General features: G+C 40.1%; 22 protein-coding genes and 1 riboswitch. Of the genes, 21 read left to right on the top strand and 1 reads right to left on the bottom strand.

Features of this window, described 5'->3' with window-relative positions:
- Window positions 1-37: 37 nt before the first annotated feature.
- The 20 genes from ACESOD_RS01435 (at window position 38) to ACESOD_RS01340 (ending at window position 24459) form a co-directional block, all read left to right on the top strand.
- The gene (locus ACESOD_RS01435) at window positions 38-694 is read left to right on the top strand and encodes an MmcQ/YjbR family DNA-binding protein (protein ID WP_373093576.1); all 657 of its coding nucleotides are present in this window, start codon (window positions 38-40) and stop codon (window positions 692-694) included.
- 303 nt (window positions 695-997) lie between these two features.
- Window positions 998-2560: a 2-isopropylmalate synthase gene (locus tag ACESOD_RS01430; RefSeq protein ID WP_373093574.1), complete on the top strand. Its 1563-nt coding sequence runs from the start codon at window positions 998-1000 to the stop codon at window positions 2558-2560.
- Window positions 2561-2571: 11 nt separating this feature from the next.
- Complete coding sequence (leuB, locus tag ACESOD_RS01425; RefSeq protein ID WP_373093573.1) at window positions 2572-3609, top strand: 3-isopropylmalate dehydrogenase; 1038 nt, start codon at window positions 2572-2574, stop codon at window positions 3607-3609.
- Entirely contained in the window at window positions 3606-3875 is a 270-nt protein-coding gene (locus ACESOD_RS01420) for a DUF1294 domain-containing protein (RefSeq protein WP_373093571.1), read from the top strand. The genes leuB and ACESOD_RS01420 overlap by 4 nt, the downstream gene beginning before the upstream one ends.
- A 3-nt stretch (window positions 3876-3878) precedes the next feature.
- Window positions 3879-5261, top strand: a complete 1383-nt coding sequence (gene leuC / locus ACESOD_RS01415) for a 3-isopropylmalate dehydratase large subunit (RefSeq protein WP_373093569.1) — start codon at window positions 3879-3881, stop codon at window positions 5259-5261.
- Window positions 5262-5270: 9 nt separating this feature from the next.
- Complete coding sequence (leuD, locus tag ACESOD_RS01410) at window positions 5271-5864, top strand: 3-isopropylmalate dehydratase small subunit (protein WP_033681709.1); 594 nt, start codon at window positions 5271-5273, stop codon at window positions 5862-5864.
- 33 nt (window positions 5865-5897) lie between these two features.
- A complete protein-coding gene (locus ACESOD_RS01405; protein ID WP_373093567.1) occupies window positions 5898-6677 on the top strand; it encodes an L-threonylcarbamoyladenylate synthase in 780 nt (259 codons plus the stop codon).
- Window positions 6678-6989: 312 nt separating this feature from the next.
- A complete protein-coding gene (guaC, locus tag ACESOD_RS01400) occupies window positions 6990-7973 on the top strand; it encodes a GMP reductase (RefSeq protein ID WP_373093565.1) in 984 nt (327 codons plus the stop codon).
- Window positions 7966-8062: riboswitch (purine riboswitch) on the top strand. It overlaps the preceding gene by 8 nt.
- Before the next feature lie 76 nt (window positions 8063-8138).
- Window positions 8139-8720, top strand: a complete 582-nt coding sequence (locus ACESOD_RS01395) for a xanthine phosphoribosyltransferase (RefSeq protein ID WP_373093563.1) — start codon at window positions 8139-8141, stop codon at window positions 8718-8720.
- Complete coding sequence (locus tag ACESOD_RS01390; protein WP_000813114.1) at window positions 8720-9979, top strand: nucleobase:cation symporter-2 family protein; 1260 nt, start codon at window positions 8720-8722, stop codon at window positions 9977-9979. The genes ACESOD_RS01395 and ACESOD_RS01390 overlap by 1 nt, the downstream gene beginning before the upstream one ends.
- A 93-nt stretch (window positions 9980-10072) precedes the next feature.
- On the top strand, window positions 10073-12031 hold the full coding sequence (gene ligA / locus ACESOD_RS01385; protein ID WP_373093561.1) for an NAD-dependent DNA ligase LigA: 1959 nt from the start codon (window positions 10073-10075) through the stop codon (window positions 12029-12031).
- A 3-nt stretch (window positions 12032-12034) separates the two neighbouring features.
- Window positions 12035-12967, top strand: coding sequence for a diacylglycerol kinase family lipid kinase (locus ACESOD_RS01380; protein WP_373093559.1), 933 nt, complete (start codon window positions 12035-12037; stop codon window positions 12965-12967).
- Window positions 12968-13016: 49 nt separating this feature from the next.
- Window positions 13017-15299, top strand: coding sequence for a type I pullulanase (gene pulA / locus ACESOD_RS01375; protein ID WP_373093558.1), 2283 nt, complete (start codon window positions 13017-13019; stop codon window positions 15297-15299).
- Between the two features lie 288 nt (window positions 15300-15587).
- Window positions 15588-16628 carry a DMP19 family protein gene (locus ACESOD_RS01370; protein WP_373093557.1) on the top strand — a complete coding sequence of 347 codons (1041 nt, stop codon included), beginning with the start codon at window positions 15588-15590 and terminating at the stop codon, window positions 16626-16628.
- A 375-nt stretch (window positions 16629-17003) separates the two neighbouring features.
- On the top strand, window positions 17004-18932 hold the full coding sequence (gene glgB / locus ACESOD_RS01365; protein WP_373093555.1) for a 1,4-alpha-glucan branching protein GlgB: 1929 nt from the start codon (window positions 17004-17006) through the stop codon (window positions 18930-18932).
- Window positions 18922-20064 carry a glucose-1-phosphate adenylyltransferase gene (locus ACESOD_RS01360; RefSeq protein WP_373093553.1) on the top strand — a complete coding sequence of 381 codons (1143 nt, stop codon included), beginning with the start codon at window positions 18922-18924 and terminating at the stop codon, window positions 20062-20064. The genes glgB and ACESOD_RS01360 overlap by 11 nt, the downstream gene beginning before the upstream one ends.
- The gene (gene glgD / locus ACESOD_RS01355) at window positions 20054-21193 is read left to right on the top strand and encodes a glucose-1-phosphate adenylyltransferase subunit GlgD (RefSeq protein ID WP_373093551.1); all 1140 of its coding nucleotides are present in this window, start codon (window positions 20054-20056) and stop codon (window positions 21191-21193) included. The genes ACESOD_RS01360 and glgD overlap by 11 nt, the downstream gene beginning before the upstream one ends.
- Window positions 21190-22623, top strand: a complete 1434-nt coding sequence (gene glgA / locus ACESOD_RS01350) for a glycogen synthase GlgA (RefSeq protein WP_373093549.1) — start codon at window positions 21190-21192, stop codon at window positions 22621-22623. Before glgD ends, glgA begins: the two co-directional genes overlap by 4 nt.
- Before the next feature lie 62 nt (window positions 22624-22685).
- A complete protein-coding gene (serB, locus tag ACESOD_RS01345) occupies window positions 22686-23327 on the top strand; it encodes a phosphoserine phosphatase SerB (RefSeq protein WP_373093547.1) in 642 nt (213 codons plus the stop codon).
- Window positions 23328-23343: 16 nt separating this feature from the next.
- Window positions 23344-24459 (top strand): glycerate kinase, encoded by a 1116-nt coding sequence (locus ACESOD_RS01340; RefSeq protein ID WP_373093546.1) that lies wholly within the window; start codon window positions 23344-23346, stop codon window positions 24457-24459.
- Here the strand turns inward: ACESOD_RS01340 and ACESOD_RS01335 are convergent.
- The gene (locus ACESOD_RS01335; protein ID WP_248034364.1) at window positions 24456-24902 is read right to left on the bottom strand and encodes a DUF1694 domain-containing protein; all 447 of its coding nucleotides are present in this window, start codon (window positions 24900-24902) and stop codon (window positions 24456-24458) included. The two genes, ACESOD_RS01340 and ACESOD_RS01335, sit on opposite strands and share 4 nt — an antisense overlap.
- A 164-nt stretch (window positions 24903-25066) precedes the next feature.
- Here ACESOD_RS01335 and eno point away from each other — a divergent pair, with 164 nt between their 5' ends.
- The gene (gene eno / locus ACESOD_RS01330) at window positions 25067-26371 is read left to right on the top strand and encodes a surface-displayed alpha-enolase (protein WP_000022825.1); all 1305 of its coding nucleotides are present in this window, start codon (window positions 25067-25069) and stop codon (window positions 26369-26371) included.
- Window positions 26372-26541 lie beyond the last annotated feature (170 nt).

The following is a 26541-nucleotide window of genomic DNA, read 5'->3' as shown; positions in this document are numbered from 1 at the left end:
AGAAAGGAACTGCTGCTTAGGGTAGCAGTTTTCACTTATGTTTGAAATTTTTAAATCCTATCAGTTTAATCAAGAAAAAGCTCATGCTTATGGTTTTGTAGAAAATAGTGGAGTCTGGACCTATAGTTGCCAGATTTTGCAAGGTGACTTTGTCATGGTTTTGTCCATCACTGCTGATAATGTGAGTTTTCAGGTCTTTGACCAGGAAACCGGTGACCTCTATCCACAAGTCCATATGGAAAGCATGAGGGGAAGTTTTGTCGGAAATGTCCGTGAGGCTTGTCTGGAGATTCTTTACCAGATTCGAAAGGCTTGTTTTGAGGTACAGGATTTTATCTGTCCTCAGACTAAGCGAATCATGACTCAAGTTCAGGAAAAGTATGGAAATCAGTTGGAGTATTTGTGGAAAAAATCACCTGATACGGCAGTGTTAAGACATGAAGGCAATAAAAAATGGTATGCTGTTTTGATGAGAATCTCTTGGGATAAGCTGGAAAAGGGTAGAGAAGGTCTAGTCGAAGCAGTCAACCTCAAACATGATCAAGTAGTGGATCTACTTTCACAAAAGGGCATTTATCCAGCTTTTCATATGAACAAACGTTACTGGATTAGTGTGGCGCTTGATGATACTTTATCAGATGAAGAAGTACTAGAATTGATAGAAAAAAGTTGGAACTTAACTTCTAAAAAATGAAACATTTCAATAATTTTCAATTAGCTAAATATTCTCTACTGAAGAAATTTTCAGAAAATATTGGATTTTTTCTTGACAAGTACTTTTGCCTATGCTAAAATACTAAACAAGATATCAAACGAAGGAGAAAGTCAAACATGAAAGCAGCTAAGTTTAATCAATTCGCTTTGTTGTTGAGGTACTCGGGCTAGTGCAAAAAGCATTAGTCCTGTTTGGCTTACCAAGCGGGAGTGAATCAACATCTCGCTTGGGTTTCTGAGCGAGATGTTTTTTTAAAACCGCATTTGGAAAAGGGGAAATCTTATGAGAACAGTTGAATTTCTAGATACCAGCCTTCGGGATGGAGAACAGACACCGGGTGTTAACTTTTCAATCAAGGAAAAAATTGCCATTGCAAGACAGTTGGAGAAATGGGGCATTTCAGCCATCGAAGCTGGTTTTCCAGCGGCTAGTCCAGACTCATTTACGGCAGTTCAGGAGATTGCTAAGACCTTGAAGAAAACAGCGGTGACTGGTTTGGCACGCTCTGTCAAGTCTGATATTGATGCTTGTTATGAGGCCCTCAAGGATGCCAAATATCCACAGGTTCACGTCTTTATCGCTACCAGTCCGATTCACCGAAAGTATAAGCTCAATAAGAGCAAGGAAGAGATTTTGGAAGCAATCAGTGAGCATATCTCTTATGCACGTTCCAAGTTTGAAGTGGTCGAATTCTCTCCTGAAGATGCGACCAGAACGGAGTTGGATTTCCTTCTACAAGTTGTTCAAACAGCGGTTGATGCAGGTGCGTCTTATATCAATATCCCTGATACGGTAGGATTTACCACACCAGAAGAATACGGTGCTATCTTCAAATACTTGATTGAGAATGTCAAGACGGAACGTCAGATTATCTATTCACCACACTGTCATGATGACCTCGGAATGGCAGTAGCTAATAGCCTTGCTGCTGTCAAGAACGGAGCAGGACGTGTTGAAGGAACTATCAACGGTATTGGGGAGCGAGCTGGAAATGCTGCTTTGGAAGAAATAGCAGTGGCCCTCAATATCCGCCAAGATTACTATCAAGCAGAAACTAGTATTGTTTTAAATGAAACCATCAATACGTCAGAAATGGTTTCTCGCTTCTCAGGAATTCCAGTTCCTAAAAACAAGGCTGTGGTCGGTGGCAATGCCTTTTCTCACGAATCTGGTATTCACCAAGACGGAGTCCTTAAAAATCCTCTTACCTATGAAATCATCACTCCTGAATTGGTCGGTGTCAAGAGTAATAGCCTTCCGCTTGGAAAATTATCTGGACGTCATGCTTTTGTTGAGAAACTGAGAGAATTGGCCCTAGATTTTACAGAAGAGGATATCAAACCACTTTTTGCTAAGTTCAAGGCGCTGGCTGATAAAAAGCAAGAAATCACAGACGCAGATATTCGTGCTCTGGTAGCTGGAACCTTGGTTGAAAACCCAGAAGGATTCCACTTTGATGATTTACAACTGCAAACTCATGCAGATAATGACATTGAAGCGCTTGTTAGTCTGGCTAATATGGATGGTGAGAAGGTCGAATTTAATGCGATAGGGCAAGGTTCTGTTGAAGCAATCTTTAACGCTATCGACAAGTTCTTTAACCAATCCGTCCGCTTGGTGTCCTATACCATTGATGCTGTGACAGATGGAATTGATGCCCAGGCTCGGGTCTTGGTCACTGTTGAAAACAGAGATACAGAAACCATCTTTAACGCAGCAGGTCTTGATTTCGATGTGTTGAAGGCTTCGGCTATTGCCTACATCAATGCTAATACCTTTGTTCAAAAAGAGAATGCTGGTGAGATGGGACGTAGCGTTTCCTATCGCGATATGCCTAGTGTGTAAAGGAGAATACTATGACAAAGAAAATAGTAGCTCTAGCAGGGGATGGAATTGGCCCAGAAATCATGGAGGCTGGTTTAGAGGTTTTGGAAGCTCTAGCTGAAAAAACAGGCTTTGTCTATGAAATAGACAGACGACCTTTTGGAGGTGCAGGTATTGATGCTGCAGGGCATCCCTTACCTGATGAAACCCTCAAGGCAAGTAGAGAAGCAGATGCCATTCTTCTAGCGGCTATCGGTAGTCCTCAGTATGATGGAGCAGCGGTTCGGCCTGAACAAGGCTTGCTGGCTCTCCGTAAGGAACTCAATCTTTACGCTAATATTCGCCCTGTAAAAATCTTTGACAGTCTCAAGCATTTGTCACCACTCAAACCGGAACGAATTGCTGGTGTAGACTTTATCGTGGTGCGTGAGTTGACAGGCGGGATTTACTTTGGAGATCATATCCTTGAAGAGCGCAAAGCGCGTGATATCAACGACTATAGCTATGAAGAAGTAGAGCGGATTATTCGTAAGGCCTTTGAAATTGCAAGAAATCGCAGAAAAATCGTTACTAGTATCGATAAGCAAAATGTGTTGGCAACATCAAAACTCTGGCGGAAAGTAGCTGAGAAGGTCTCACAGGATTTCCCAGATGTGACATTGGAACACCAGTTAGTGGACTCAGCTGCCATACTCATGATTACCAATCCTGCTAAGTTTGATGTCATCGTGACGGAGAATCTTTTTGGAGATATTTTATCTGATGAATCAAGCGTCCTATCTGGTACACTTGGGGTCATGCCATCAGCCAGTCATTCTGAAAATGGACCAAGTCTTTATGAACCCATTCACGGTTCAGCGCCTGATATTGCAGGTCAAGGAATTGCAAATCCTATCTCTATGGTTTTATCAGTTGCCATGATGTTGAGAGATAGTTTTGGACGTCATGAGGATGCGGAGCGCATTGAACGTGCTGTTGAGGCAAGTTTGGCAGCTGGTATATTAACGAGAGATCTAGGAGGACAGGCTTCAACAAAGGAAATGACGGAAGCTATTATTGCAAGGTTATGAAGTTAGACGAAAAAATTACTCTAGTCCTTTTGATTTGGAATGTTATAGTTTTCTTGATTTATGGTATTGACAAATCCAAGGCGAGGAGAAGAGCTTGGCGCATTTCTGAGAAAATCTTACTTATTTTAGCCTTTACTTGTGGTGGTTTTGGTGCCTGTTTGGCAGGAATCATCTTTCACCACAAGACTCGAAAATGGTACTTTAAAACAGTTTGGTTTCTCGGGATGGTGTCCACACTAGTAGCCTTATATGTTATTTGGAGGTAATGGATGGCAGGAAAATCGATTTTTGATAAATTATGGGACCGTCATGTCATCACAGGAGAAGAGGGGCAACCCCAACTCATGTATGTGGACCAGCACTATATTCATGAAGTGACCAGCCCTCAAGCCTTTCAAGGTTTGCGAGACGCAGGACGAAGATTGAGACGACCAGACTTGACATTTGGAACTTTTGACCACAATGTCCCGACGGTCAATATCTACGATATTCGAGATGTCATTTCCAAGGCACAAATTGATAAGCTGGCTGAAAATGTTGAGGAGTTTGGGATTGAACATGCGGCCCACGGTTCTGAAAAGCAGGGGATTGTTCATATGGTTGGTCCAGAAACAGGAAGAACTCAACCAGGAAAATTCATTGTCTGTGGAGACAGTCATACAGCAACCCATGGAGCTTTCGGAGCTATCGCCTTTGGAATTGGGACCAGTGAGGTCGAACATGTTTTTGCTACCCAGACTCTCTGGCAGGTCAAACCTAAGAAAATGCTGGTAGAATTCACTGGTGTTCCTCAAAAAGGAGTTTATTCCAAGGATTTCATTTTAGCCTTGATTGCTAAATACGGCGTTGCCTGTGGAGTTGGCTATGTGGTGGAATATAGGGGTCAGGCTATTGATGTACTGAGCATGGAAGAGCGCATGACCATCTGCAATATGTCCATCGAGTTTGGATCTAAGATGGGAATCATGAATCCGGATCAAACCACCTATGATTATCTCAAGGGACGCGAGTGTGTTCCAGAGGACTTTGAAGAGGCTATGGCAGATTGGGAGACCCTTGTCAGTGATGAGAATGTCGTTTACGATAAGGTTATCCAGATGGATGTCTCAGACTTGGCTCCTATGGTGACCTGGGGAACCAATCCTGCTATGGGGGTTGACTTTGACAGTAGCTTCCCAGAAATTAAGAATATGAATGATGAGCGAGCTTACAATTACATGGACTTGGCACCAGGTCAAAAGCCAGCGGATATTGAACTAGGCTATATCTTTATCGGCTCTTGTACCAATGCTCGTCTCAGCGATTTGCAACTGGCTGCGAGATTTGTTAAAGGGAAGAAAATAGCACCCAACTTAACGGCTATCGTGGTTCCGGGCTCTCGTCCTGTGAAACGAGCTGCTGAGAAGTTGGGCTTGGACAAGGTCTTTCTAGATGCTGGCTTTGAGTGGAGAGATCCCGGTTGCTCTATGTGCCTAGGAATGAATCCTGACAAGGTACCTGATGGCGTTCACTGCGCCTCAACCAGCAACCGCAACTTTGAAGACAGACAGGGCTTTGGTGCTAAAACCCACCTCTGCAGTCCAGCCATGGCAGCTGCGGCAGCTATTGCAGGGCGTTTCGTAGATGTTCGGCAAATGCCAGAAGCCCAGTAAGGAGAGGATATGGAGAAATTTACAGTTTATACGGGAACGACCGTTCCTCTTATGAATGATAATATCGACACCGACCAAATCCTACCCAAGCAGTTTCTCAAGTTAATTGATAAAAAAGGTTTTGGTAAGTACCTCATGTATGCTTGGCGTTATCTGGATGACAAGTATACTGAGGATCCAGACTTTGTCTTTAACCGACCTGAATATCGGAAAGCTAGTATTCTCATTTCAGGGGATAACTTTGGGGCAGGGTCTTCGAGGGAACATGCAGCTTGGGCCTTAGCAGACTATGGTTTTAAGGTCGTGATTGCTGGCTCTTTTGGAGATATTCATTACAATAATGAACTCAATAATGGCATGTTGCCTATTGTTCAGCCTAGAGAGGTTAGAGAGAAACTAGCCCAGCTAAAACCAAGTGACCAGGTAACTGTGGACTTGGAACAACAAAAAATCATCTCACCAATTGGAGAATTCACTTTTGAAATCGATAGCGAGTGGAAACACAAGCTCTTAAATGGTTTGGATGATATCGGTATTACCTTGCAGTATGAAGATTTGATTGCTGCTTATGAAAAACAACGCCCAGCCTATTGGCAGGATTAGGATTAGAAGAAAAATAGAAAAGGAAATAGAACTATGACAAAACACATTCAATGGAACGGAACACTTTCACAAGAAGGATATGACATTTTAAAAGGTGAGGGCGGATGTATCGTTTGTCCTACAAAAGTTGGTTACATCATCATGACTAGTGATAAGGCAGGTCTTGAACGCAAGTTTGAAGCCAAAGAGCGTAACCGTAACAAACCAGGTGTTGTTCTCTGCGGTAGCATGGACGAGCTTCGTGCTTTAGCACAACTCAACCCAGAAATTGAAACCTTCTACCAAAAACATTGGAACGAAGATATTCTTCTTGGTTGTATCCTTCCTTGGAAACCAGAAGCTTTTGAAAAACTAAAAGCATACGGTGATGGCCGTGAAGAACTCATGACTGACGTACGTGGTACTAGCTGTTTTGTTATCAAATTTGGGAAAGCTGGTGAACAATTAGCTGCCAAACTTTGGGAAGAAGGCAAGATGGTTTATGCGTCATCAGCTAACCCATCTGGAAAAGGAAACCGTGGTAAGGTAGAAGGTATCGGAGAACGCATCGAAGGGGCAGTGGACCTTGTCATCGAAGCAGACGACTATGTCGCATCTATCCAGCCTGACAAAACGATTGAAACTCGCTACGAGCAAGGTGTGATGGTGTCTATGGTCGATAAAGATGGTAAACTCATCCCAGAACAAGGAGGAGCACGCTCAACTTCACCAGCTCCAGTTGTAATCCGCAAAGGGCTTGACATTGATAAGATTATGATGCACCTGTCAGACACTTTTAACTCATGGGACTATCGTCAGGGCGAGTATTATTAAGATAAAAAAGAAGTCTAGTGTTATGAGGGAATACCCCACCCTACACTAGGCTTTTTCTTTTTTATCTTCAAAAATTTATCTTCAAAAACGTTTTATAGCAAGCATCATTAAGGCATTGCAATTTCAGACATAAGACATCTCAATGTCTACTTATTGTCTAAATCAATAATTACAAACACGAACATTATTTGTTTTCAGTTATAATAATTGACAAAAAACGGACATTATTGTAAACTTGTTAGAGTAATTGTCTGGAAAAGACGAGGCTATTCCTAACTTTAGGAAAGTCTAAAGAAGAGAAATGAGAGATATATGTTAAACGAATTTCCAATCTTTGACTATGAAGATATTCAGCTAATCCCAAATAAGTGTGTCCTTCAAAGTCGAGCAGAAGCTGACACACATGTGACCTTGGGGAAACATACCTTTAAGTTGCCAGTTGTTCCTTCTAATATGCAGACTATCTTGGATGAAGATGTTGCTGAACAGCTTGCCAAGGGTGGCTATTTTTACATCATGCACCGTTTTGATGAAGAGGGACGCATTCCTTTTGTCAAACGTATGCACGATCAGGGCTTGATTGCTTCAATCTCAGTAGGTGTTAAAGACTACGAGTATGACTTTGTTAGTCAATTAAAGGAAGATGCTCCAGAGTACATTACCATTGATATTGCTCATGGTCATGCTGATAGCGTTATTTCAATGATTCAGCACATCAAGAAAGAATTGCCAGATACGTTTGTCATCGCTGGAAACGTTGGAACTCCAGAAGCCGTGCGTGAACTTGAAAATGCTGGAGCAGACGCTACTAAGGTCGGGATCGGTCCAGGTAAGGTATGTATTACTAAGGTCAAAACTGGTTTTGGTACTGGTGGTTGGCAGTTAGCAGCCCTTCGTTGGTGTGCTAAAGCTGCGCGTAAACCGATTATTGCCGATGGTGGTATCCGTACACACGGTGATATCGCCAAATCAATCCGCTTTGGTGCAAGTATGGTTATGATTGGTTCACTATTTGCAGGTCATATCGAAAGTCCTGGTAAAACAGTTGAAGTTGATGGTAAACAATTCAAAGAATACTATGGTTCGGCTTCAGAATACCAAAAAGGTGCCTATAAGAATGTCGAAGGTAAAAAAATCCTTCTTCCTGCCAAAGGGCATTTACAGGATACCTTAACTGAGATGGAACAGGATTTGCAAAGTTCGATTTCTTATGCTGGAGGTCGTAAGGTTGCTGATCTTCGTCACGTTGACTATGTCATTGTGAAGAACTCTATCTGGAATGGAGATGCTCACTAAAAATATGATTACTTATTTATGTCGCGAATTGGCGTGGCGTTTCTACAAGGTACCGTAAATACCTAACAATGAGTAAGCTGCAGAGATATAAGGATAGGTGTTAAATCTATTTCTTTATTTCCTAGAGGCTTACTTGGTAAGTCTCTTTTTATTTCGGAGGTTATTGTGAAATTATTAGAAGAACGAATTTTAAAGGACGGAAACGTTCTTGGTGAGAATATTCTTAAGGTGGATTCCTTCTTAACCCACCAAGTTGATTATTCCTTGATGCGCGAGGTTGGTCGTACTTTTGCAGAGCATTTTAAAAATGCTGGTATTACCAAAGTCGTAACCATTGAGGCATCTGGAATTGCCCCAGCCCTTTATGTGGCTGAACAGTTAGATGTACCCATGATTTTTGCTAAGAAGGCAAAAAATATTACTATGAATGAAGGAATTTTGACTGCTGAAGTTTATTCTTTTACTAAACAAGTAACTAGTACCGTATCTATTGCAGGTAAGTTCTTATCTCCTCAAGATAAAGTATTAATTATTGATGATTTCTTGGCTAATGGTCAAGCAGCTAAAGGTTTGATTCAGATAATTGAACAGGCTGGTGCTACAATTGAAGCTATCGGAATTGTGATAGAAAAATCCTTCCAAGATGGTCGTGAACTGCTAGAAAAATCAGGTCATCAAGTAGTATCACTCGCGCGATTAGAGCGTTTTGAAAATGGAAAAGTTATATTTAAGGAGGCAGACATCTAATGAAACAACAGGAAAACCACTCACAGGCAGCCGTTCTTGGTTTGCAACACTTGCTAGCCATGTACTCAGGTTCAATCCTGGTACCAATCATGATTGCAAGTGCTTTAGGGTATTCAGCTCAACAGTTGACCTACCTTATTTCAACAGATATCTTTATGTGTGGGGTTGCAACTCTCTTACAATTGCAACTCAATAAACATTTTGGTGTTGGTTTACCTATTGTTCTTGGGGTAGCCTTCCAGTCTGTTGCTCCTCTTATCATGATCGGTCAGAGTCATGGTAGCGGTGCTATGTTCGGAGCTTTGATTGCTTCAGGGATTTATGTTATCCTGATTTCAGGTATCTTCTCTAAGGTTGCCAATCTTTTCCCTGCAATCGTAACTGGATCTGTCATTACGACGATTGGTTTGACCTTGATTCCTGTTGCCATCGGAAATATGGGAAATAACGTTGAAAAACCAACTGGACAAAGTTTAGCCTTGGCCATGATTACAGTCCTCATTATTCTTTTGGTCAATATCTTTACAAAAGGATTTATCAAATCTATTTCAATTTTGATTGGTTTGATTGCAGGTACAATTATCGCTGCTACAATGGGCTTGGTTGATTTCTCACCAGTAGCAGAAGCTCCACTCGTTCATATCCCAACTCCATTTTACTTCGGTGCTCCGCAATTTGAGATTTCTTCTATTGTCATGATGTGTATTATCGCTACTGTATCTATGGTAGAATCAACTGGTGTTTATCTTGCCCTTTCTGATATTACTAAAGATCCAATCGATAGCACTCGTCTTCGCAATGGTTATCGTGCAGAAGGTCTCGCTGTTCTGCTTGGTGGACTTTTCAACACCTTCCCATATACAGGATTTTCACAAAACGTTGGTTTGGTGAAACTTTCAGGTATTCGTACTCGTTTGCCAATCTACTATGCAGCTGGTTTCCTTATCTTACTTGGTCTCTTGCCTAAGTTTGGTGCCTTGGCTCAGATTATTCCGAGCCCTGTTCTTGGTGGAGCAATGCTTGTCATGTTTGGTTTTGTATCTCTTCAAGGGATGCAAATCTTGGCGCGTGTAGACTTTGAGCACAATGAACACAACTTCCTCATTGCAGCAGTTTCTATTTCTGCTGGGGTGGGATTGAACGGAAGCAATCTCTTCAATACTTTACCGACTGAATTACAAATGTTCTTTTCAAATGGTATTGTTATTGCAAGTACAGTAGCCATCGTCTTGAATGCTATTTTGAATCGTAAAAAATAAAAATAAATGAGAAGTGATAGAAATATCCTTCTCATTTTCTTTTTTAGAGCTTGAGTATTGTTTATAGAGTCCTTTTTATGGTAAAATGGTTCTATGAATGAAAGAATGAAAGAGCTCGTTGAACTGCTCAATCACTATGCGACAGAGTATTATACAAGTGATAATCCATCTGTATCTGATAGTGAGTATGACCGTCTTTATCGTGAACTGGTAGAGTTAGAAAAAGCTCATCCTGACCAAGTCTTGCCAGAAAGTCCGACACATCGTGTTGGTGGAAAGATTCTTGATGGATTTGAGAAATATAGTCATCAGTATCCTCTTTATAGTTTGCAGGATGCTTTTTCACGTGAAGAACTCGACTCCTTTGATGTGCGTGTTCGTAAAGAATTGGATGATGTCACTTATATTTGTGAGTTGAAGATTGATGGTTTATCGATTTCCTTGACTTATGAGCAGGGAATTTTTGTTGCTGGAGCAACTCGAGGTGATGGCTCCATTGGTGAAAACATCACTGAAAATCTTAAACGAGTGAAAGACATTCCTTTATCATTATCTGAAAAAATAGATATAACAGTTCGTGGTGAATGTTATATGCCGAGAGCTTCTTTTGACCAGGTCAATCAATCTCGTCAAGAAAACGGGGAGCCAGAATTTGCCAATCCAAGAAATGCCGCTGCAGGAACACTTCGCCAGTTAGATACAGCAGTAGTAGCCAAACGTAATCTTGCAACCTTCCTTTATCAGGAAGCTAGTCCTTCAACTCGGGATAGTCAAGAGAAGGTTTTGAAACATTTAGAACAATTAGGCTTTGTAGTTAATCAAAGACGTCTATTAGCTCATAGTATGGATGAGATTTGGGCGTTTATTCAAGAAGTAGGTCAAGAAAGAGACCAATTGCCATATGATATCGACGGTGTCGTGATTAAGGTCAACGACCTAGCTGGTCAGGAGCAACTAGGATTTACAGTCAAAGCACCCAAATGGGCAGTCGCTTATAAGTTCCCTGCAGAAGAAAAAGAAGCAAAATTGCTTTCTGTTGACTGGACAGTAGGAAGAACTGGTGTTGTAACTCCGACTGCTAACCTTACTCCAGTGCAACTTGCAGGTACAACTGTAAGTCGTGCAACTCTTCATAATGTCGACTATATCGCTGAAAAGGATATCCGTAAGGATGACACAGTCATTGTCTACAAAGCGGGTGATATCATACCAGCCGTTCTACGAGTGGTGGAGTCTAAACGTGTATCGGAGGAAAAACTAGATATCCCAACAAACTGTCCAAGTTGTGAGAGTAAGCTGTTACACTTTGAAGATGAGGTGGCTCTTCGTTGTATAAACCCACGTTGTCCAGCTCAAATCAAGGAAGGGTTGATTCACTTTGCATCTCGTGACGCCATGAATATCTCTGGCCTTGGTCCATCAATCGTGGAGAAATTATTTGCTGCTAATTTGGTTAAGGATGTTGCAGATATTTATCGCTTGACTGTGGAAGATTTGCTCTTGCTAGATGGTATCAAGGAAAAATCTGCTCACAAGCTCTACCAGGCTATTCAAGCATCCAAAGAAAATTCTGCTGAAAAACTCTTGTTTGGTTTGGGGATTCGTCATGTAGGAAGTAAGGCAAGTCAGTTGCTTTTACAAAACTTCCACTCAATCGAATCGCTAGCACAAGCCAATCCTGAAGAAATTGCAAATATTGAAAGTTTGGGGAGTGTCATTGCTCAAAGCCTACAGACCTATTTTGCTACAGAGGGTTCTGAAATCCTTTTAAGGGAATTGAAAGAATCAGGTGTTAATCTAGACTACAAAGGACAGACAGTTGCAGCAAATGCAGCCTTGTCTGGTTTAACTGTCGTATTGACAGGAAAGCTAGAGCGTTTGAATCGCTCAGAAGCTAAAAATAAATTAGAAAGTCTAGGAGCCAAGGTTACTGGTAGTGTGTCGAAAAAAACAGACCTTGTTGTAGCAGGAGCAGATGCAGGAAGCAAGCTCCAAAAAGCACAAGAACTGGGAATAGAGATTCGTGATGAAGCTTGGCTTGAGAGTTTGTAAGCTATGAAAGAAGTAAAAAAACGCGCACGTCTCATTTATAATCCGACCTCAGGCCAGGAAATTATCAAGCAAAATATCGCAGAAGTTCTAGAAGTGTTAGAGAGCATAGGCTATGAAACAAGTGCTTTTCAGACCAAAACTGAACACTTATCAGCCCAGAAAGAAGCAGAAAGAGCTGCAAAAGCTGGATTTGATTTGGTTTTGGTAGCTGGTGGCGATGGTACTATCAATGAAGTGGTTAATGGAATTGCACCTCTGGAACATCGTCCAAAGATAGCCATCATTCCTACTGGAACTACCAATGACTATGCAAGAGCATTGAAAATACCTATGGGAGATCCAGTTGCTGCAGCGAAAATCATTGCTAAAAATGAAACCAAGCAAATTGATATTGGTCGTGCTTATGGTGATAAGTATTTCATCAATATTGCTGCGGCAGGAACTCTTACGGAGTTAACTTTTAGCGTTCCGAGTGAACTAAAGACGCGTTTAGGTTATCTGGCTTACGTTGCTAAAGGCTTCGAGATGTTTCCAAAATCCAAAGCCCGTCCTGTTCGTATTTACCATGATTGGGGAATTTTTACAGGAGAAGTTTCTCTTGTCTTTGTTGCCTTGACCAATTCTATTGGTGGATTTGAGCAATTTGCACCTGATACCAAACTGGATGATGGCAATTTCACGCTTATTCTAGTAAAGACGGATAAAATACTAGATATGTTGAGTCTGCTAGTTCAGGCCATGAACGGAGGCCAACACGTTTCAGATATCAATGTTGAATACCTTAAAACGAGTAAACTCCGAATTGAAACTTTGGATCATGAAGAGCCTTTTATGCTCAATCTTGATGGAGAATACGGTGGCGACACACCAGTAGATTTGGAAGTGTGCCATAATCACATTGAATTTTTTGTGAATCGTGAGGCACTTAATCAATAAATTATTAGTCACATATAAAATCAAATTTATTTAGAAATTAGGGAGAAACATGTACAATTATCCTGTACTTATTCATTATCATCGTAAAGATGAAGCTTACGAGGCTTGCAGTTTCAGCAAAAAGCCTCTAGATTCAGCAGAACTTATCAAAGAAGAAGAATATTTTGGAGCAAAATTCTCACTGACTCAATCGAGTGAAGTAGCTCTTGAGACCATGACTTTTACTGTTGAAAAAGATGGTGTCAGCAAAGAATATCCTATTCGCTTCAATTATTATCCACTTTTGACAGAGGTTTGGATTTTGGATGGAGATGATACAGTTTATTATTCTGAAAATCCAGCTATTGCAAGTACTCATTATAAAGACCAAAATCCTTTTGCCTTCGACAAGGCAATCAATAGCGCTAGTTTTGACCACCACTGGGGTTATCAAGGAGAGTTGGGATGTCAAGTTTCTGAAACTGAAACAAGATTTAGCCTATGGGCACCAACAGCTACATCTGTCCAAGTAGTAGTCTATGAATCTGCAAGTAACGACGCACCTATCCTTAAAACCTTTGAAATGGAGCGAGGAAATAGTTACTCCTATAGTCACAAGTATAATACAATTGGTGTTTGGAGTTTATCAGTTCCAGAAAGCTTAGCAGGTTGTGCTTACCACTACCAAATTGACTTTCCTCATCACCAGTCATTAACTCGTGATCCATATACAATAGCGACAAGTCCTGATGGAAAACGTTCAGCCATTGTCTCAAACCAAGATCGTCAGGTCGAAGGTTTTGAGGTTAAGCATGGTACAGAAGCAACTTGGCGTTTGGAAAATCCTTGCCAGGCAGTTGTGTATGAAATGCATATCCGTGATTTGACTAAGTCTGAAACATCTGGTGTTGCGCCAGAATTAAGAGGAACCTTCTTAGGTGCAGCGCAAACTGGAACAGTTAACCAATATGGTCAATCGACTGCGTTTGATTACATCAAAGAACTTGGTGTCAACTATGTTCAGTTGCAACCAATTGCTGACCGTCATAAAGAATACGATGCTGATGGAAATGTAACTTATAACTGGGGATATGATCCACAAAACTACAATGCTCCAGAAATTAGCATGTCTACAAATCCAAATGATCCAGGTCAAGCTATCCGTGATTTGAAAGCCATGGTCCAAGCTTATCACGATGCTGGTATCGGTGTTATTATGGACGTTGTTTACAATCATACCTACTCAACTGTTGATGCACCATTCCAAACAACGGTTCCTGATTATTACTATCGAATGAACCATGATGGGACCTACCAAAATGGAACAGGAGTCGGTAACGAAACTGCCAGTGAGCATGAAATGTTCCGTAAATATATGATTGATTCTCTTCTCTACTGGGTAAAAGAATACAATATTGACGGTTTCCGCTTTGATTTAATGGGAATTCATGACGTCAAAACCATGCAGATGATTCGTTGGGCTATGGACGAAGTCGATCCGAAAATCATCCTGTATGGAGAAGGTTGGGATATGGGAACAGGTCTTGCTCCTTATGACAAGGCTAAGAAAGACAATGCCTACCAGTTGCCAAACATTGGATTCTTTAATGATAATCAACGTGATGCGATCAAAGGTTGTGAAGTCTATGGCTCTATCAAATCTGGCTTCGTCAGTGGAGCAGGTACTGAGCCGATCCTCGCAAAGGCTATTCTTGGAAGTCGTGAGCTCGGTTCTTATCTCAGCCCCAATCAGGTTCTTAACTATGTAGAAGCCCACGATAACTACAATTTGCATGATTTACTTAGAACCCTTCATCCATCGGAGAGTGATAAACGCATCATGAAGAAAGTAGAAACAGCAACGGCTATGAACCTCCTCATGCAAGGGATGGCCTTCATGGAACTGGGGCAAGAGTTTGGCCGTACTAAACTCGTAGCTACAGGCGAAAATGGAGAGTTGACTCACGCAGATCGTGAGCGAGCAATGAACAGTTACAATGCTCCTGATAGTGTCAACCAAGTCAACTGGGATTTGATCAATGAGCGTCAAGATAGCATCGAGTTTGTCCGTCAGATTATCCGTCTTAAAACACAAACTAGTGCCTTTTCATACCCTACCTATGAAGAAGTCTACCGTCATGTCTTTGTTCACACAGCTATTGAAAATAGTGGTTGGATTGTTTACGAGATTCAGGGAATTGAAGAGCATTTCTTGGTTGTTTTCAATGCCAAAGGGGCTTCATATTACTATGAAAATGCAGGGAACCTTGAAATGTTGGTAACTAATAGCCGTTCTAATCAAGAAAATGTTATTGACGACGTCAGTGTGGCAGTCTTGAATGTTTTATCGTAAGTCTTAAATTGAAGACGGAGTCAATGAAATGTAGGGCAAAGCTATTTTGTAGAGTCCAATGAATGAACAAAAATGTTTCAACGGCTCATTTCTACTAAAAATACGAGGTCGGGATTTTTGATCCCGGCCTATAATTCTAGACAGTCTCCGTTGAAGTCCTAAGTAAAACTAAAATTTTCAGAAATAGTAGTTCATTTTCAAGTCGTAGACAGATAGAAAAAAAACAGAAGTTTCATTACTAATTGAATTAAAATTAGAAAAGTTCATTACTTTTAGTGGGAGATACCTATGGATATCAATACAATTACTCTGGAAAAATTCATCACCTTAAATGAAGAGGAGAAACTTCAATGTCTCAAAGACATTAAGCATACCTACCAATTCGAAAAGATAAAGGAAATCCTCTCAGAGCTTGGGTTAGAAAATTTAAGTGGCCAAGTACTTAGTGAACTAGCCAAAGTTTGTAATAATTGGAGTCAATTCGAAGAGGCAAAAACAGTTTTAGAGATGGTTTATGAAGAAGATAGGGATGCTATTTGGTATTATCGAAATGGTTTTACCCATTGGCGTTTATCTAGTGACCCGAACAATGACTTTGAAACTGAAGCTAATCAGGCTCTAGCCTTATTAGAAAATGCTATCAAAAATGCTGATTCCTCAACAAATCCAGTCATTGAATGGTGTATTGAGTTGGTTAAAGTAGGTTCTCTAAAGGAAGTTCTTGAAGCTAATCCAGCAGATTATCCCTTGCTAGAAAAATACTATTTTGAAGATGTTAATGAAACTAATCAAGAAATGACAATTGCGCAGAATAAGAAATTATACAAGAATATTACGGTAGAAGACGTTCAAAAGGCAAAAGACTCATGGGATATTATTAAACCAGTATACGAAACTGTTAACATCTATAACACCTATGAAGACTATCTCGATTCTGCAAAAATCTTTACTTCAGAACAAAGATACCTTCTAGCGATTATCTGGTATTTTATCGAAGTAAACAATGGAGGCCACTATCAATTTTTCGATAATTCTACAGGGATTGTCTGGGAAGATACTTTAAAGGGCTTCGAACTGTTTGGAATGAAGGAGCATGCTGCTAATTTCAAAAATCTTCTTGCATACTTTGGTGGAGCTATCTCCTTTGTTAGAGAAGAGAGATCGGAGATGCTAGCACAGATGGAAGAAGAGTATGGTGATGCTTTTTATGAGAAATTGGATGAAGCAGATGATTTTATCTATGATTATGATGGAAATGAGAATGAACTAAGTTTTATCAAAAAATATCCCGAGAAATTCATTTTTCATGGAAGTGCAGATAAATCGTAAAGAATAGTAAATAAAGAAAGAGCAGATTGGAAGATATGCTCTATTTTTTGGGAGAAATTCCTTGTTTCTGAATAGTTGCAATCTAAATTAAATGTTATAAACTCAATATTTACGGATTTTCAATATATTTTTCAAAAATATAAGGCTAAAAATTGCTTAAATCCGAATATTTTGTTACTATTATATAAAAATGTAAGAAAATGAAAAGAGGCGAAGATAAATCAGAAAATTAAAATGATTTTCCCAGGACACATCAGAGAATTATTTTCAGATTTTCGAAATAATTTTTAAAAATATAGTAATTTACTTGAAACTTCTCTTAAAAGGTAGTATAATAAAAAACAAGAAAACGCTTTCAATTAAAAGGGGGATTCAATGGATAAATTTGAGGCTTTAAGAACTTTTACCAGTGGTGAAAATTTCCATCTTCAACACTATTTAGGAGCGCATCGTGAAGAAAGAGACGGTGAGTATGGTTATACATTCCGTGTCTGGGCGCCAAATGCGCAGGCTGTCCATCTAGTTGGTGATTTTACTAACTGGGTTGAAAATCAAATCCCCATGGTTCGTAATGAATCTGGAGTTTGGGAAGTTTTTACAACTTTAGCTCAAGAGGGGCATATTTATAAATATCATATTACTCGTGCTAATGGTCATCAGCTTATGAAGATTGATCCCTTGGCAGTACGCTATGAAGCTCGTCCAGGAACAGGGGCAGTTTTAACAGAAATTCCTGAGAAAAAATGGAAGGACGGTCTCTGGTTAGCTCGCAGAAAACGTTGGGGATTTTTCGAACGACCAGTCAATATCTATGAGGCGCATGCAGGATCTTGGAAGAGAAATCCTGATGGAACACCTTATAGCTTTGCTCAACTCAAAGAAGAGCTCATCCCCTATCTTGTTGAGATGAACTATACTCATATCGAGTTTATGCCTTTGATGTCTCACCCACTTGGTTTGAGTTGGGGCTACCAGCTCATGGGCTACTTCGCTTTAGAGCATGCCTATGGTCGTCCAGAAGAGTTTCAAAACTTCGTTGAGGAATGTCACATCAACAATATCGGTGTAATTGTGGACTGGGTACCTGGACACTTTACAATCAATGATGATGCTTTGGCATACTACGACGGCACACCGACTTTTGAATACCAAGATCATAATAAGGCTAACAACTACGGTTGGGGAGCACTCAACTTCGACCTTGGAAAAAATGAAGTCCAATCTTTCTTGATTTCTAGCATTAAGTTTTGGATCGATTTCTATCACCTAGATGGTATTCGTGTTGATGCCGTAAGTAATATTCTCTATCTAGATTATGACAATGCTCCATGGACACCAAATAAAGACGGTGGCAATCTCAACTATGAGGGATATTATTTCCTACAACGTTTGAACGATGTTATTAAGCTAGCTCATCCGGATGTTATGATGATTGCAGAGGAGTCTTCTTCAGGTACCAAGATTACTGGCATGAAGGAAATGGGTGGACTTGGATTTGACTACAAGTGGAACATGGGGTGGATGAATGATATCCTACGTTTCTACGAAGAAGATCCAATTTACCGCAAGTATGACTTTAATCTTGTAACTTTCAGCTTCATGTATGTCTTTAATGAAAATTATCTCCTACCATTCTCACATGATGAGGTTGTACATGGTAAGAAAAGTATGATGCATAAGATGTGGGGTGATCGTTACAATCAGTTCGCTGGTTTGAGAAACCTCTACACTTATCAAATTTGTCACCCTGGTAAGAAATTACTCTTCATGGGTAGTGAGTTTGGTCAATTCCTAGAGTGGAAATCCGAAGAGCAATTAGAGTGGTCTAACCTAGAAGATCCGATGAATGCCAAGATGAAGTACTTTACATCACAGTTGAATCAGCTTTATAAAGACCACCGTTGTCTTTGGGAAATTGATACAAGCTATGATGGTATTGAAATTATTGATGCGGATAACAGAGATCAGAGTGTTCTTTCCTTTATCCGAAAAGGCAAGAAAGGCGAGATGCTAGTCTGTATCTTCAATATGGCACCGGTTGAACGACCTGATTTCACAATCGGTCTTCCTGTTGCAGGTATTTATGAAGAAATTTGGAATACAGAGTTAGAACAATGGGGTGGTGTGTGGAAAGAGCATAACCAAACTGTTCAAACTCAAGAAGGATTGTGGAAGGATTATGAGCAGACTTTGACATTTACCTTGCCAGCTATGGGAGCAAGTATTTGGAAAATCAAACGTCGCATAAAACCTACTAAGAAAGTCGCTAATAAAACTCAAAAAGGAGTAGAAAATGAAGAATGAAATGCTAGCTTTAATCCTTGCTGGTGGGCAAGGAACTCGTCTCGGTAAACTCACTCAAAGCATTGCTAAACCTGCCGTGCAATTTGGTGGGCGCTACCGTATCATTGACTTCGCTCTTTCAAACTGTGCCAACTCTGGTATCCATAATGTTGGGGTTATCACACAGTATCAACCACTAGCTCTCAATAGCCACATTGGTAATGGTTCTAGTTGGGGTCTAGATGGTATTGACACCGGAGTTTCTATCCTTCAACCCTACTCTGCAAGTGAGGGGAACCGTTGGTTTGAAGGTACAAGTCATGCCATTTACCAAAACATCGACTATATCGACAGCATCAATCCTGAGTATGTTTTGATTCTTTCGGGTGACCATATCTACAAGATGGACTACGATGATATGCTCCAATCACACAAGGACAATAATGCCAGCTTGACAGTCGCTGTCTTGGATGTGCCACTTAAAGAAGCTAGCCGTTTTGGTATCATGAATACAGATGCTAATAATCGTATTGTCGAATTTGAAGAAAAACCAGCTGAACCAAAATCAACTAAGGCCTCAATGGGTATTTATATCTTTGATTGGAAACGACTTCGCAATATGCTAGTTGCAGCTGAAAAGGCTAATATTGATATGTCAGATTTTGGTAAAAACGTTATTCCAAATTATCTTGAAACTGGTGAAAGTGTCTATGCTTATGAGTTCAATGGATACTGGAAGGACGTTGGTACTATCGAATCACTCTGGGAAGCAAATATGGAATACATCTCTCCAGAAAATGCTCTAGATAGCCGTAACCGTCAATGGAAAATTTATTCTCGTAACCTTATCGCTCCACCAAACTTCCTTGGAGAATTCGCTCAAGTAGAAGACTCTCTTGTAGTGGACGGCTGTTACGTAAATGGTACAGTGAAACACTCTATTCTTTCTACAACTGCTCAAGTTCGTAAGGGAGCAGAAGTTGTTGATTCTGTCGTCATGAGTGGAGCAGTTATCGGTAGAGGTGCTAAAATTACACGTGCAATCATCGGTGAAGGAGCAATCATTGCTGATGGCGTGGAAATTGATGGTACAGAAGAAGTACAAGTAGTCGGATATAACGAAGTAGTGGGGGTAGTAACAGATGAAGATTGATAAATATTCAGCGATTTTAGGAAATACCGTTGGTTTCCATGATATGTCAACCTTGACAAGTAACCGTCCAGTGGCAAGTTTGCCATTTGGAGGAAAGTATCGTTTGATTGACTTCCCACTTTCAAGTTTAGCTAATGCAGGCGTTCGTAGTATCTTCGGAATTTTCCAACAAGACAATATCAGCTCTGTTTTTGACCATATTCGTTCAGGACGTGAGTGGGGCTTGAATACCCTTCTTAGCCACTACTATCTTGGAATCTACAATACTCGTGTAGAAAGCAGTACAGTTGGTAAAGAGTACTATCAACAACTCTTAACTTACTTAAAACGTTCTGGGTCTGACCAAACAGTTTCCTTGAACTGTGATGTTTTGGTGAATATCGATCTCAATCAAGTTTTCCATTTGCATAATACAACAAAATCACCAATTACAGTTGTTTATAAGAAATTGCCTAAGAATGACATTTCAGAAGTAAATGCAATCCTTGGTATCGATGAAACTGACCACGTGCTTTCTCACAAACTCTTTGATAAAAAATCAAACCAAGAATACTACAACATGTCGACAGATATCTTTGTTGTAGACACTCAATGGTTGATTAAACGTTTAGAAGAAGAAGCTCAAAAAGAATATCCAGAAAAATTACGTTATGTTCTTCGTGATTTGGCAGCAAAAGAAGGTGCTTTTGCCTACGAATATACTGGTTACCTAGCAAATATTCATTCAGTAGAAACCTACTACCAAGCGAACCTAGATATGCTTGATCAGCATAAATTCTACTCTTTGTTCTCACCAAATCAAAAAATTCATACTAAAGTTAAAAACGAAGAACCTACCTACTATGCACCTGGTTCTAAAGTAAACACATCTCAATTTGCTTCAGGTAGTATCATTGAAGGTGAAGTGGATAAATCTGTTATTTCGCGTAATGTTCGAATCAATAAAGATAGCTTGGTTAAAGAGTCTCTTATTTTCCCTCGCGTTATCGTTGGTAAAGGTGCACAAGTCGAGTATGCAATCGTTGATAAGGGTGCTGAAATAGCTGAGGGAGTTGTCATTCGAGGTACAGCAGAAAACCCTGTTGTCATCAAAAAAGGCGAAAAAGTAACAGAGGATGTCCTTTCATGAAAATTTTATTTGTAGCAGCAGAGGGCGCTCCCTTTTCAAAAACTGGTGGATTGGGAGACGTTATCGGAGCACTTCCAAAATCATTAGTAAAAGCTGGGCATGAAGTTGCTGTTATCTTACCCTACTATGACATGGTTGAAGCCAAGTTTGGTGATCAGATCGAAGATGTCCTTCAATTCGAAGTCTATGTTGGTTGGCGCAGACAATTTTGTGGAATTAAGAAAACTGTTTTAAACGGTGTTACTTTCTACTTTATTGACAATCAATATTATTTCTTCCGCGGACATGTGTATGGAGATTTTGATGATGGTGAACGCTTTGCCTTCTTCCAACTTGCAGCCCTTGAAGCTATGGAGCGTATTGGATTTATCCCTGATGTTCTACATGCTCATGATTATCATACAGCAATGATTCCGTTCTTGTTAAAAGAAAAATACAGATGGATTCAAGCCTACCAAGGAATCAAGACTGTTTTGACCATTCATAACTTGGAATTTCAAGGTCAATTCTCTGAAAGCATGCTTTGGGACTTGTTCAGGGTTGGATTTGAGCGCTACGCTGATGGAACAGTTCGTTGGAATGATTGTCTTAACTGGATGAAGGCAGGTATTCTCTATGCAGATCGTGTATCAACCGTGTCACCGAGTTATGCTTATGAGATCATGACTACAGAGTTTGGTTGCGGTATTGATCAAATTCTTCGTATGGAATCTGGTAAGGTTTCAGGTATTGTTAATGGTATAGATACAGATTTGTACAACCCAGAGACGGATGCTTTACTTGACTATCATTTTAATAAAAATGATCTGTCAGGAAAGGCTCAAAATAAAGCAAAACTTCAAGAAAAAGTTGGTCTTCCAGTACGTTCTGATGTACCAATGATTGGTATTGTATCTCGCTTAACTCGTCAAAAAGGTTTTGATGTGGTAGTTGAGAGCTTGCATCGAATGCTTCAAGAGGATATTCAAATCGTTGTTTTGGGAACTGGAGATCCAGGATTTGAACAAGCCTTCTCTTGGTTTAGTCAAGTATTCCCAGAAAAACTTTCTGCCAATATCACTTTCGATGTGAAATTGGCACAAGAAATCTATGCAGCATGTGATATTTTCCTCATGCCAAGTCGCTTTGAACCGTGTGGCCTTTCACAAATGATGGCCATGAGATATGGTACGCTTCCTTTGGTAAATGAGGTTGGTGGTCTTAGAGATACTGTTCAAGCCTTTAATCCAATTGATGGAACAGGTACAGGCTTTAGTTTTAATAACCTAACTCCATACTGGCTCAACTGGGCCTTGCAAACAGCTCTGGATGTTTATCACAACCATCCTGATGTTTGGAAGAACATGCAAGTTCAAGCTATGGAATGTGATTTCTCTTGGGATACAGCCTGCAAGTCATATCTTGATTTGTATCATAGCTTAGCAAACTAAATAGTTAAAATCGTATGATACCTTCATACGATTTTTTGAGATTCTGAAAGTAAGGCAATTATATGAAAAAAATTAAAGGACTCTGTGTACTGGATGTTGATGGGACACTAATAGAAGAGGAAATTATTGATTTGTTGGGGAAAGAAGCAGAGTGTGAAAATGAAGTAGCTCTACTGACTGCCCAAGCTATGAGGGGAGAACTAGATTTTGAAGAAAGCCTGAGAAAACGTGTTTCTTTATTACAAGGACTATCTGTCGATAAATTTGAACATCTTTATACACAGGTTCATTTTAGCAAGAATGCCCAAGAGTTCGTTAAAATTCTTCAAAAACATGATATTGAGGTCGGTCTAGTTTCGGGTGGTTTTGTACCTATTGTCGAAAGACTGGCGACCGAACTTGGTATTAGGCTTATTGCTGCAAATCGTCTTGAAGTAAAGGATGGATTTTTGACAGGAAAACTTGAAGGAGAGATCATTACTAGGGAAGTCAAGGAAGAAACTCTAGTAAGATGGGGCAAAGAATTAGACCTTCCTATTGAGAGGACCATTGCTATTGGAGATGGAGCTAATGATTTAGCAATGTTGAAGAGAGCTGGAATCGGCATTGGCTTCTGTGCCAAAGCAATCGTGAAAGAGGAAATTCCCCTTCAAATTGAAGAAAGAGACTTCTCAAGAGTATTGAAGCTGATAGATTTATTTTGATTAGAAAGGAGAGTGTATGAAAATTGTTATCGCACCTGACTCTTTTAAGGAGAGTCTCCCTGCAAGTGAAGTAGCTAAAGCTATCAAACGAGGCCTTCAAAAGGCTCTACCTGAATCGGAATGTTTGCTCTTACCTGTTGGAGATGGAGGAGAAGGAACAGTAGACGCTATAAAAAGTGCTTTAGGTCTTGAAGAACATACAACTCAGGTAACAGGTCCATTTGGTGATAAGGTACAAATGCCTTATGTTTATAAAGAAACTCTCGCTTTATTTGAAGTTGCGGATTTGATAGGTCTTGCTAAAATTCCCATTGAAAAACGAAATCCCCTGAAGATTCAAACAAAGGGGATTGGCCAACTAATCCTGCATTTAATAGAGCAAGGAATGAAAGAAATCTATATCGGAGTTGGTGGGACATCCAGTAACGATGGTGGGATTGGTATTGCTTCAGGAATTGGTTACCAGTTCTATGACAAAAATGGAGATGAACTTCTAGCTACGGGTCAATACTTGTTTGAAATTACTGATATCTCAAAGGAGAAAGTTATATCTATTCCTTCTGATGTGCGAATTAAAATCTTAGCAGATGTTACCAATCCACTCTGTGGAACTCACGGTGCTACCTATACATTTGGAAAGCAAAAAGGATTAGATCCAGCTCAATTTCAAAAAGTTGATGATGCTATTGAAAACTTTTACCACAAAGTTGCACCTGAAATGTTAAAATTGGATGGTGCTGGAGCAGGTGGTGGTATTGCAGCGGGCTTATGTGCTTTTGCTGGAGCAGAGATCGTATCTGGTATCCAAACTTGTTTGGATTTGATAAACTTTGATGAACAGGTTGTAGATGCAGATCTAGTTATCGTTGGTGAAGGTAGATTGGATGCTCAAAGTTTTTCAGGCAAGGCGCCAATCGGGGTAGCAAAAAGAACACCAAATGGTGTTCCAGTTATTGCTATTTGTGGGAGTCTGTCAGAGGATTTACCACCCTTACCATTTGAAAATATCGTTGCAGCCTTTTCTATATTAGAAAAAAGTGAACCACTGGAAGATAGTCTAAAAAATGCCGCTATCTATTTAGAAGATACAGCTGCAAACATTGGTCAAATTTTAGCTTTGAAGAAAAATTAACCAAACCACTTTTTCCAAAGAGAAGTAGGAGCTTTTTTCATCTCTTTTTCCTGCCATAAGTCTGAAAAGGCCTTTCTGAGGTCTTTTTCACTTGTTTGAACAGGGGCATCGCTATGGATAACTAGGCCAAAAGGAGAAGAGTTATGATCTTCAGAAACGATGGTCGCTTGGCAGTCAGCATCTTTGGATTGTTTTAGATAAAAAACTTGTTTATCAAACTCTACCTGAGGAGAAATTTTGACAAATAGAGGTTGAGTCTCTTTTTTAAAGGTTTCTATAATTGTTAAAAATCCATTTTTAAATTTATCATCATCAGCTGTTTCAAGGTCTGCGTAGCCAAGGACACGTTCTTCAAATGTTCCGAGAAAACGTCTTTGTTCATCAGGATTTAGTTTAAGACCACCATTGGCCTTTTCTAGGATTTGTTTAGATAGATCAGTCATAAAAATAGTATATCATAAAATAAAGGAGAAAACAGATAAAAGAAAGCGATTACTTTATAAACTTAAGGAAAATTTGCACAAAGATAACGTTTTTCCTTGAAAAAGGAGTCTTTTTAAGGTATCATAGAGGTGTAAAAAATTTAACTCAATAAGGAGAGTAAAAAATGTCAATTATTACTGATGTTTACGCTCGCGAAGTCCTAGACTCACGCGGTAACCCAACACTTGAAGTAGAAGTTTACACTGAATCAGGTGCTTTCGGACGTGGTATGGTTCCATCAGGAGCTTCTACTGGTGAACACGAAGCAGTTGAACTTCGTGATGGTGACAAATCTCGTTACGGTGGTCTTGGTACACAAAAAGCTGTTGACAACGTAAACAACATCATCGCTGAAGCAATCATCGGCTACGATGTACGTGACCAACAAGCTATCGACCGTGCTATGATCGCACTTGACGGAACTCCTAACAAAGGTAAATTGGGTGCTAACGCAATCCTTGGTGTGTCAATCGCTGTAGCTCGTGCTGCTGCTGACTACCTTGAAATCCCACTTTACAGCTACCTTGGTGGATTCAACACTAAAGTTCTTCCAACTCCAATGATGAACATCATCAATGGTGGTTCTCACTCAGATGCTCCAATCGCTTTCCAAGAATTCATGATCGTACCTGCTGGTGCACCAACATTCAAAGAAGCTCTTCGTTGGGGTGCTGAAATCTTCCACGCTCTTAAGAAAATCCTTAAATCTCGTGGTCTTGAAACAGCCGTAGGTGACGAAGGTGGATTCGCTCCTCGTTTCGAAGGAACTGAAGACGGTGTTGAAACTATCCTTGCTGCTATCGAAGCTGCTGGTTATGTTCCAGGTAAAGACGTATTTATTGGATTTGACTGTGCATCATCAGAATTCTACGATAAAGAACGTAAAGTATACGACTACACTAAATTCGAAGGTGAAGGAGCTGCTGTTCGTACTTCTGCAGAACAAATCGACTACCTTGAAGAATTGGTAAACAAATACCCAATCATCACTATCGAAGATGGTATGGACGAAAACGACTGGGATGGATGGAAAGCTCTTACTGAACGTCTTGGTGGTAAAGTTCAATTGGTTGGTGACGACTTCTTCGTAACAAACACTGCTTACCTTGAAAGAGGTATCGCTGAAGGCGCTGCTAACTCAATCCTTATCAAAGTTAACCAAATCGGTACTCTTACTGAAACATTCGACGCTATCGAAATGGCTAAAGAAGCTGGTTACACTGCCGTTGTATCACACCGTTCAGGTGAAACTGAAGATTCAACAATCGCTGACATCGCAGTTGCAACTAACGCAGGACAAATCAAGACTGGTTCACTTTCACGTACTGACCGTATCGCTAAATACAACCAATTGCTTCGCATCGAAGATCAACTTGGTGAAGTAGCTGAATACCGTGGATTGAAATCATTCTACAACCTTAAGAAATAAAATAGTTCAGTGAACTATTTTATCCCGAACCTTGAAACTCAAAAGTTCGGTCGTTGATTTAACAACGTTTTAAGCCCCTCGGATTTTATCCGAAGGGCTTTTTTTCTGTTCAGGGGGCATAAAAGGGGCAAAAATATTAAGAAATCAATTCACACATAAATTCCCTGTAT

The sequence above is a fragment of the Streptococcus oralis genome (genome assembly GCF_964238205.1).
Classification (GTDB): domain Bacteria; phylum Bacillota; class Bacilli; order Lactobacillales; family Streptococcaceae; genus Streptococcus; species Streptococcus oralis_CZ.
This window is presented reverse-complemented; position numbering and strand designations above follow the sequence as displayed.

What these genes read in the sequence shown, in the direction of transcription:
- ACESOD_RS01380 (WP_373093559.1), top strand. Translation starts at nt 12,035, where the DNA reads ATGAAAGAAGTAAAAAAACGCGCACGTCTCATTTATAATCCGACCTCA.
- guaC (WP_373093565.1), top strand. Translation starts at nt 6,990, where the DNA reads ATGTTAAACGAATTTCCAATCTTTGACTATGAAGATATTCAGCTAATC.
- glgB (WP_373093555.1), top strand. Translation starts at nt 17,004, where the DNA reads ATGGATAAATTTGAGGCTTTAAGAACTTTTACCAGTGGTGAAAATTTC.
- leuD (WP_033681709.1), top strand. Translation starts at nt 5,271, where the DNA reads ATGGAGAAATTTACAGTTTATACGGGAACGACCGTTCCTCTTATGAAT.
- serB (WP_373093547.1), top strand. Translation starts at nt 22,686, where the DNA reads ATGAAAAAAATTAAAGGACTCTGTGTACTGGATGTTGATGGGACACTA.
- ACESOD_RS01430 (WP_373093574.1), top strand. Translation starts at nt 998, where the DNA reads ATGAGAACAGTTGAATTTCTAGATACCAGCCTTCGGGATGGAGAACAG.
- leuB (WP_373093573.1), top strand. Translation starts at nt 2,572, where the DNA reads ATGACAAAGAAAATAGTAGCTCTAGCAGGGGATGGAATTGGCCCAGAA.
- glgA (WP_373093549.1), top strand. Translation starts at nt 21,190, where the DNA reads ATGAAAATTTTATTTGTAGCAGCAGAGGGCGCTCCCTTTTCAAAAACT.
- ACESOD_RS01335 (WP_248034364.1), bottom strand. Translation starts at nt 24,902, where the DNA reads ATGACTGATCTATCTAAACAAATCCTAGAAAAGGCCAATGGTGGTCTT.
- ACESOD_RS01420 (WP_373093571.1), top strand. Translation starts at nt 3,606, where the DNA reads ATGAAGTTAGACGAAAAAATTACTCTAGTCCTTTTGATTTGGAATGTT.
- ACESOD_RS01370 (WP_373093557.1), top strand. Translation starts at nt 15,588, where the DNA reads ATGGATATCAATACAATTACTCTGGAAAAATTCATCACCTTAAATGAA.
- ACESOD_RS01360 (WP_373093553.1), top strand. Translation starts at nt 18,922, where the DNA reads ATGAAGAATGAAATGCTAGCTTTAATCCTTGCTGGTGGGCAAGGAACT.
- ACESOD_RS01405 (WP_373093567.1), top strand. Translation starts at nt 5,898, where the DNA reads ATGACAAAACACATTCAATGGAACGGAACACTTTCACAAGAAGGATAT.
- leuC (WP_373093569.1), top strand. Translation starts at nt 3,879, where the DNA reads ATGGCAGGAAAATCGATTTTTGATAAATTATGGGACCGTCATGTCATC.
- ACESOD_RS01435 (WP_373093576.1), top strand. Translation starts at nt 38, where the DNA reads ATGTTTGAAATTTTTAAATCCTATCAGTTTAATCAAGAAAAAGCTCAT.
- eno (WP_000022825.1), top strand. Translation starts at nt 25,067, where the DNA reads ATGTCAATTATTACTGATGTTTACGCTCGCGAAGTCCTAGACTCACGC.
- ACESOD_RS01340 (WP_373093546.1), top strand. Translation starts at nt 23,344, where the DNA reads ATGAAAATTGTTATCGCACCTGACTCTTTTAAGGAGAGTCTCCCTGCA.
- glgD (WP_373093551.1), top strand. Translation starts at nt 20,054, where the DNA reads ATGAAGATTGATAAATATTCAGCGATTTTAGGAAATACCGTTGGTTTC.
- pulA (WP_373093558.1), top strand. Translation starts at nt 13,017, where the DNA reads ATGTACAATTATCCTGTACTTATTCATTATCATCGTAAAGATGAAGCT.
- ACESOD_RS01390 (WP_000813114.1), top strand. Translation starts at nt 8,720, where the DNA reads ATGAAACAACAGGAAAACCACTCACAGGCAGCCGTTCTTGGTTTGCAA.
- ligA (WP_373093561.1), top strand. Translation starts at nt 10,073, where the DNA reads ATGAATGAAAGAATGAAAGAGCTCGTTGAACTGCTCAATCACTATGCG.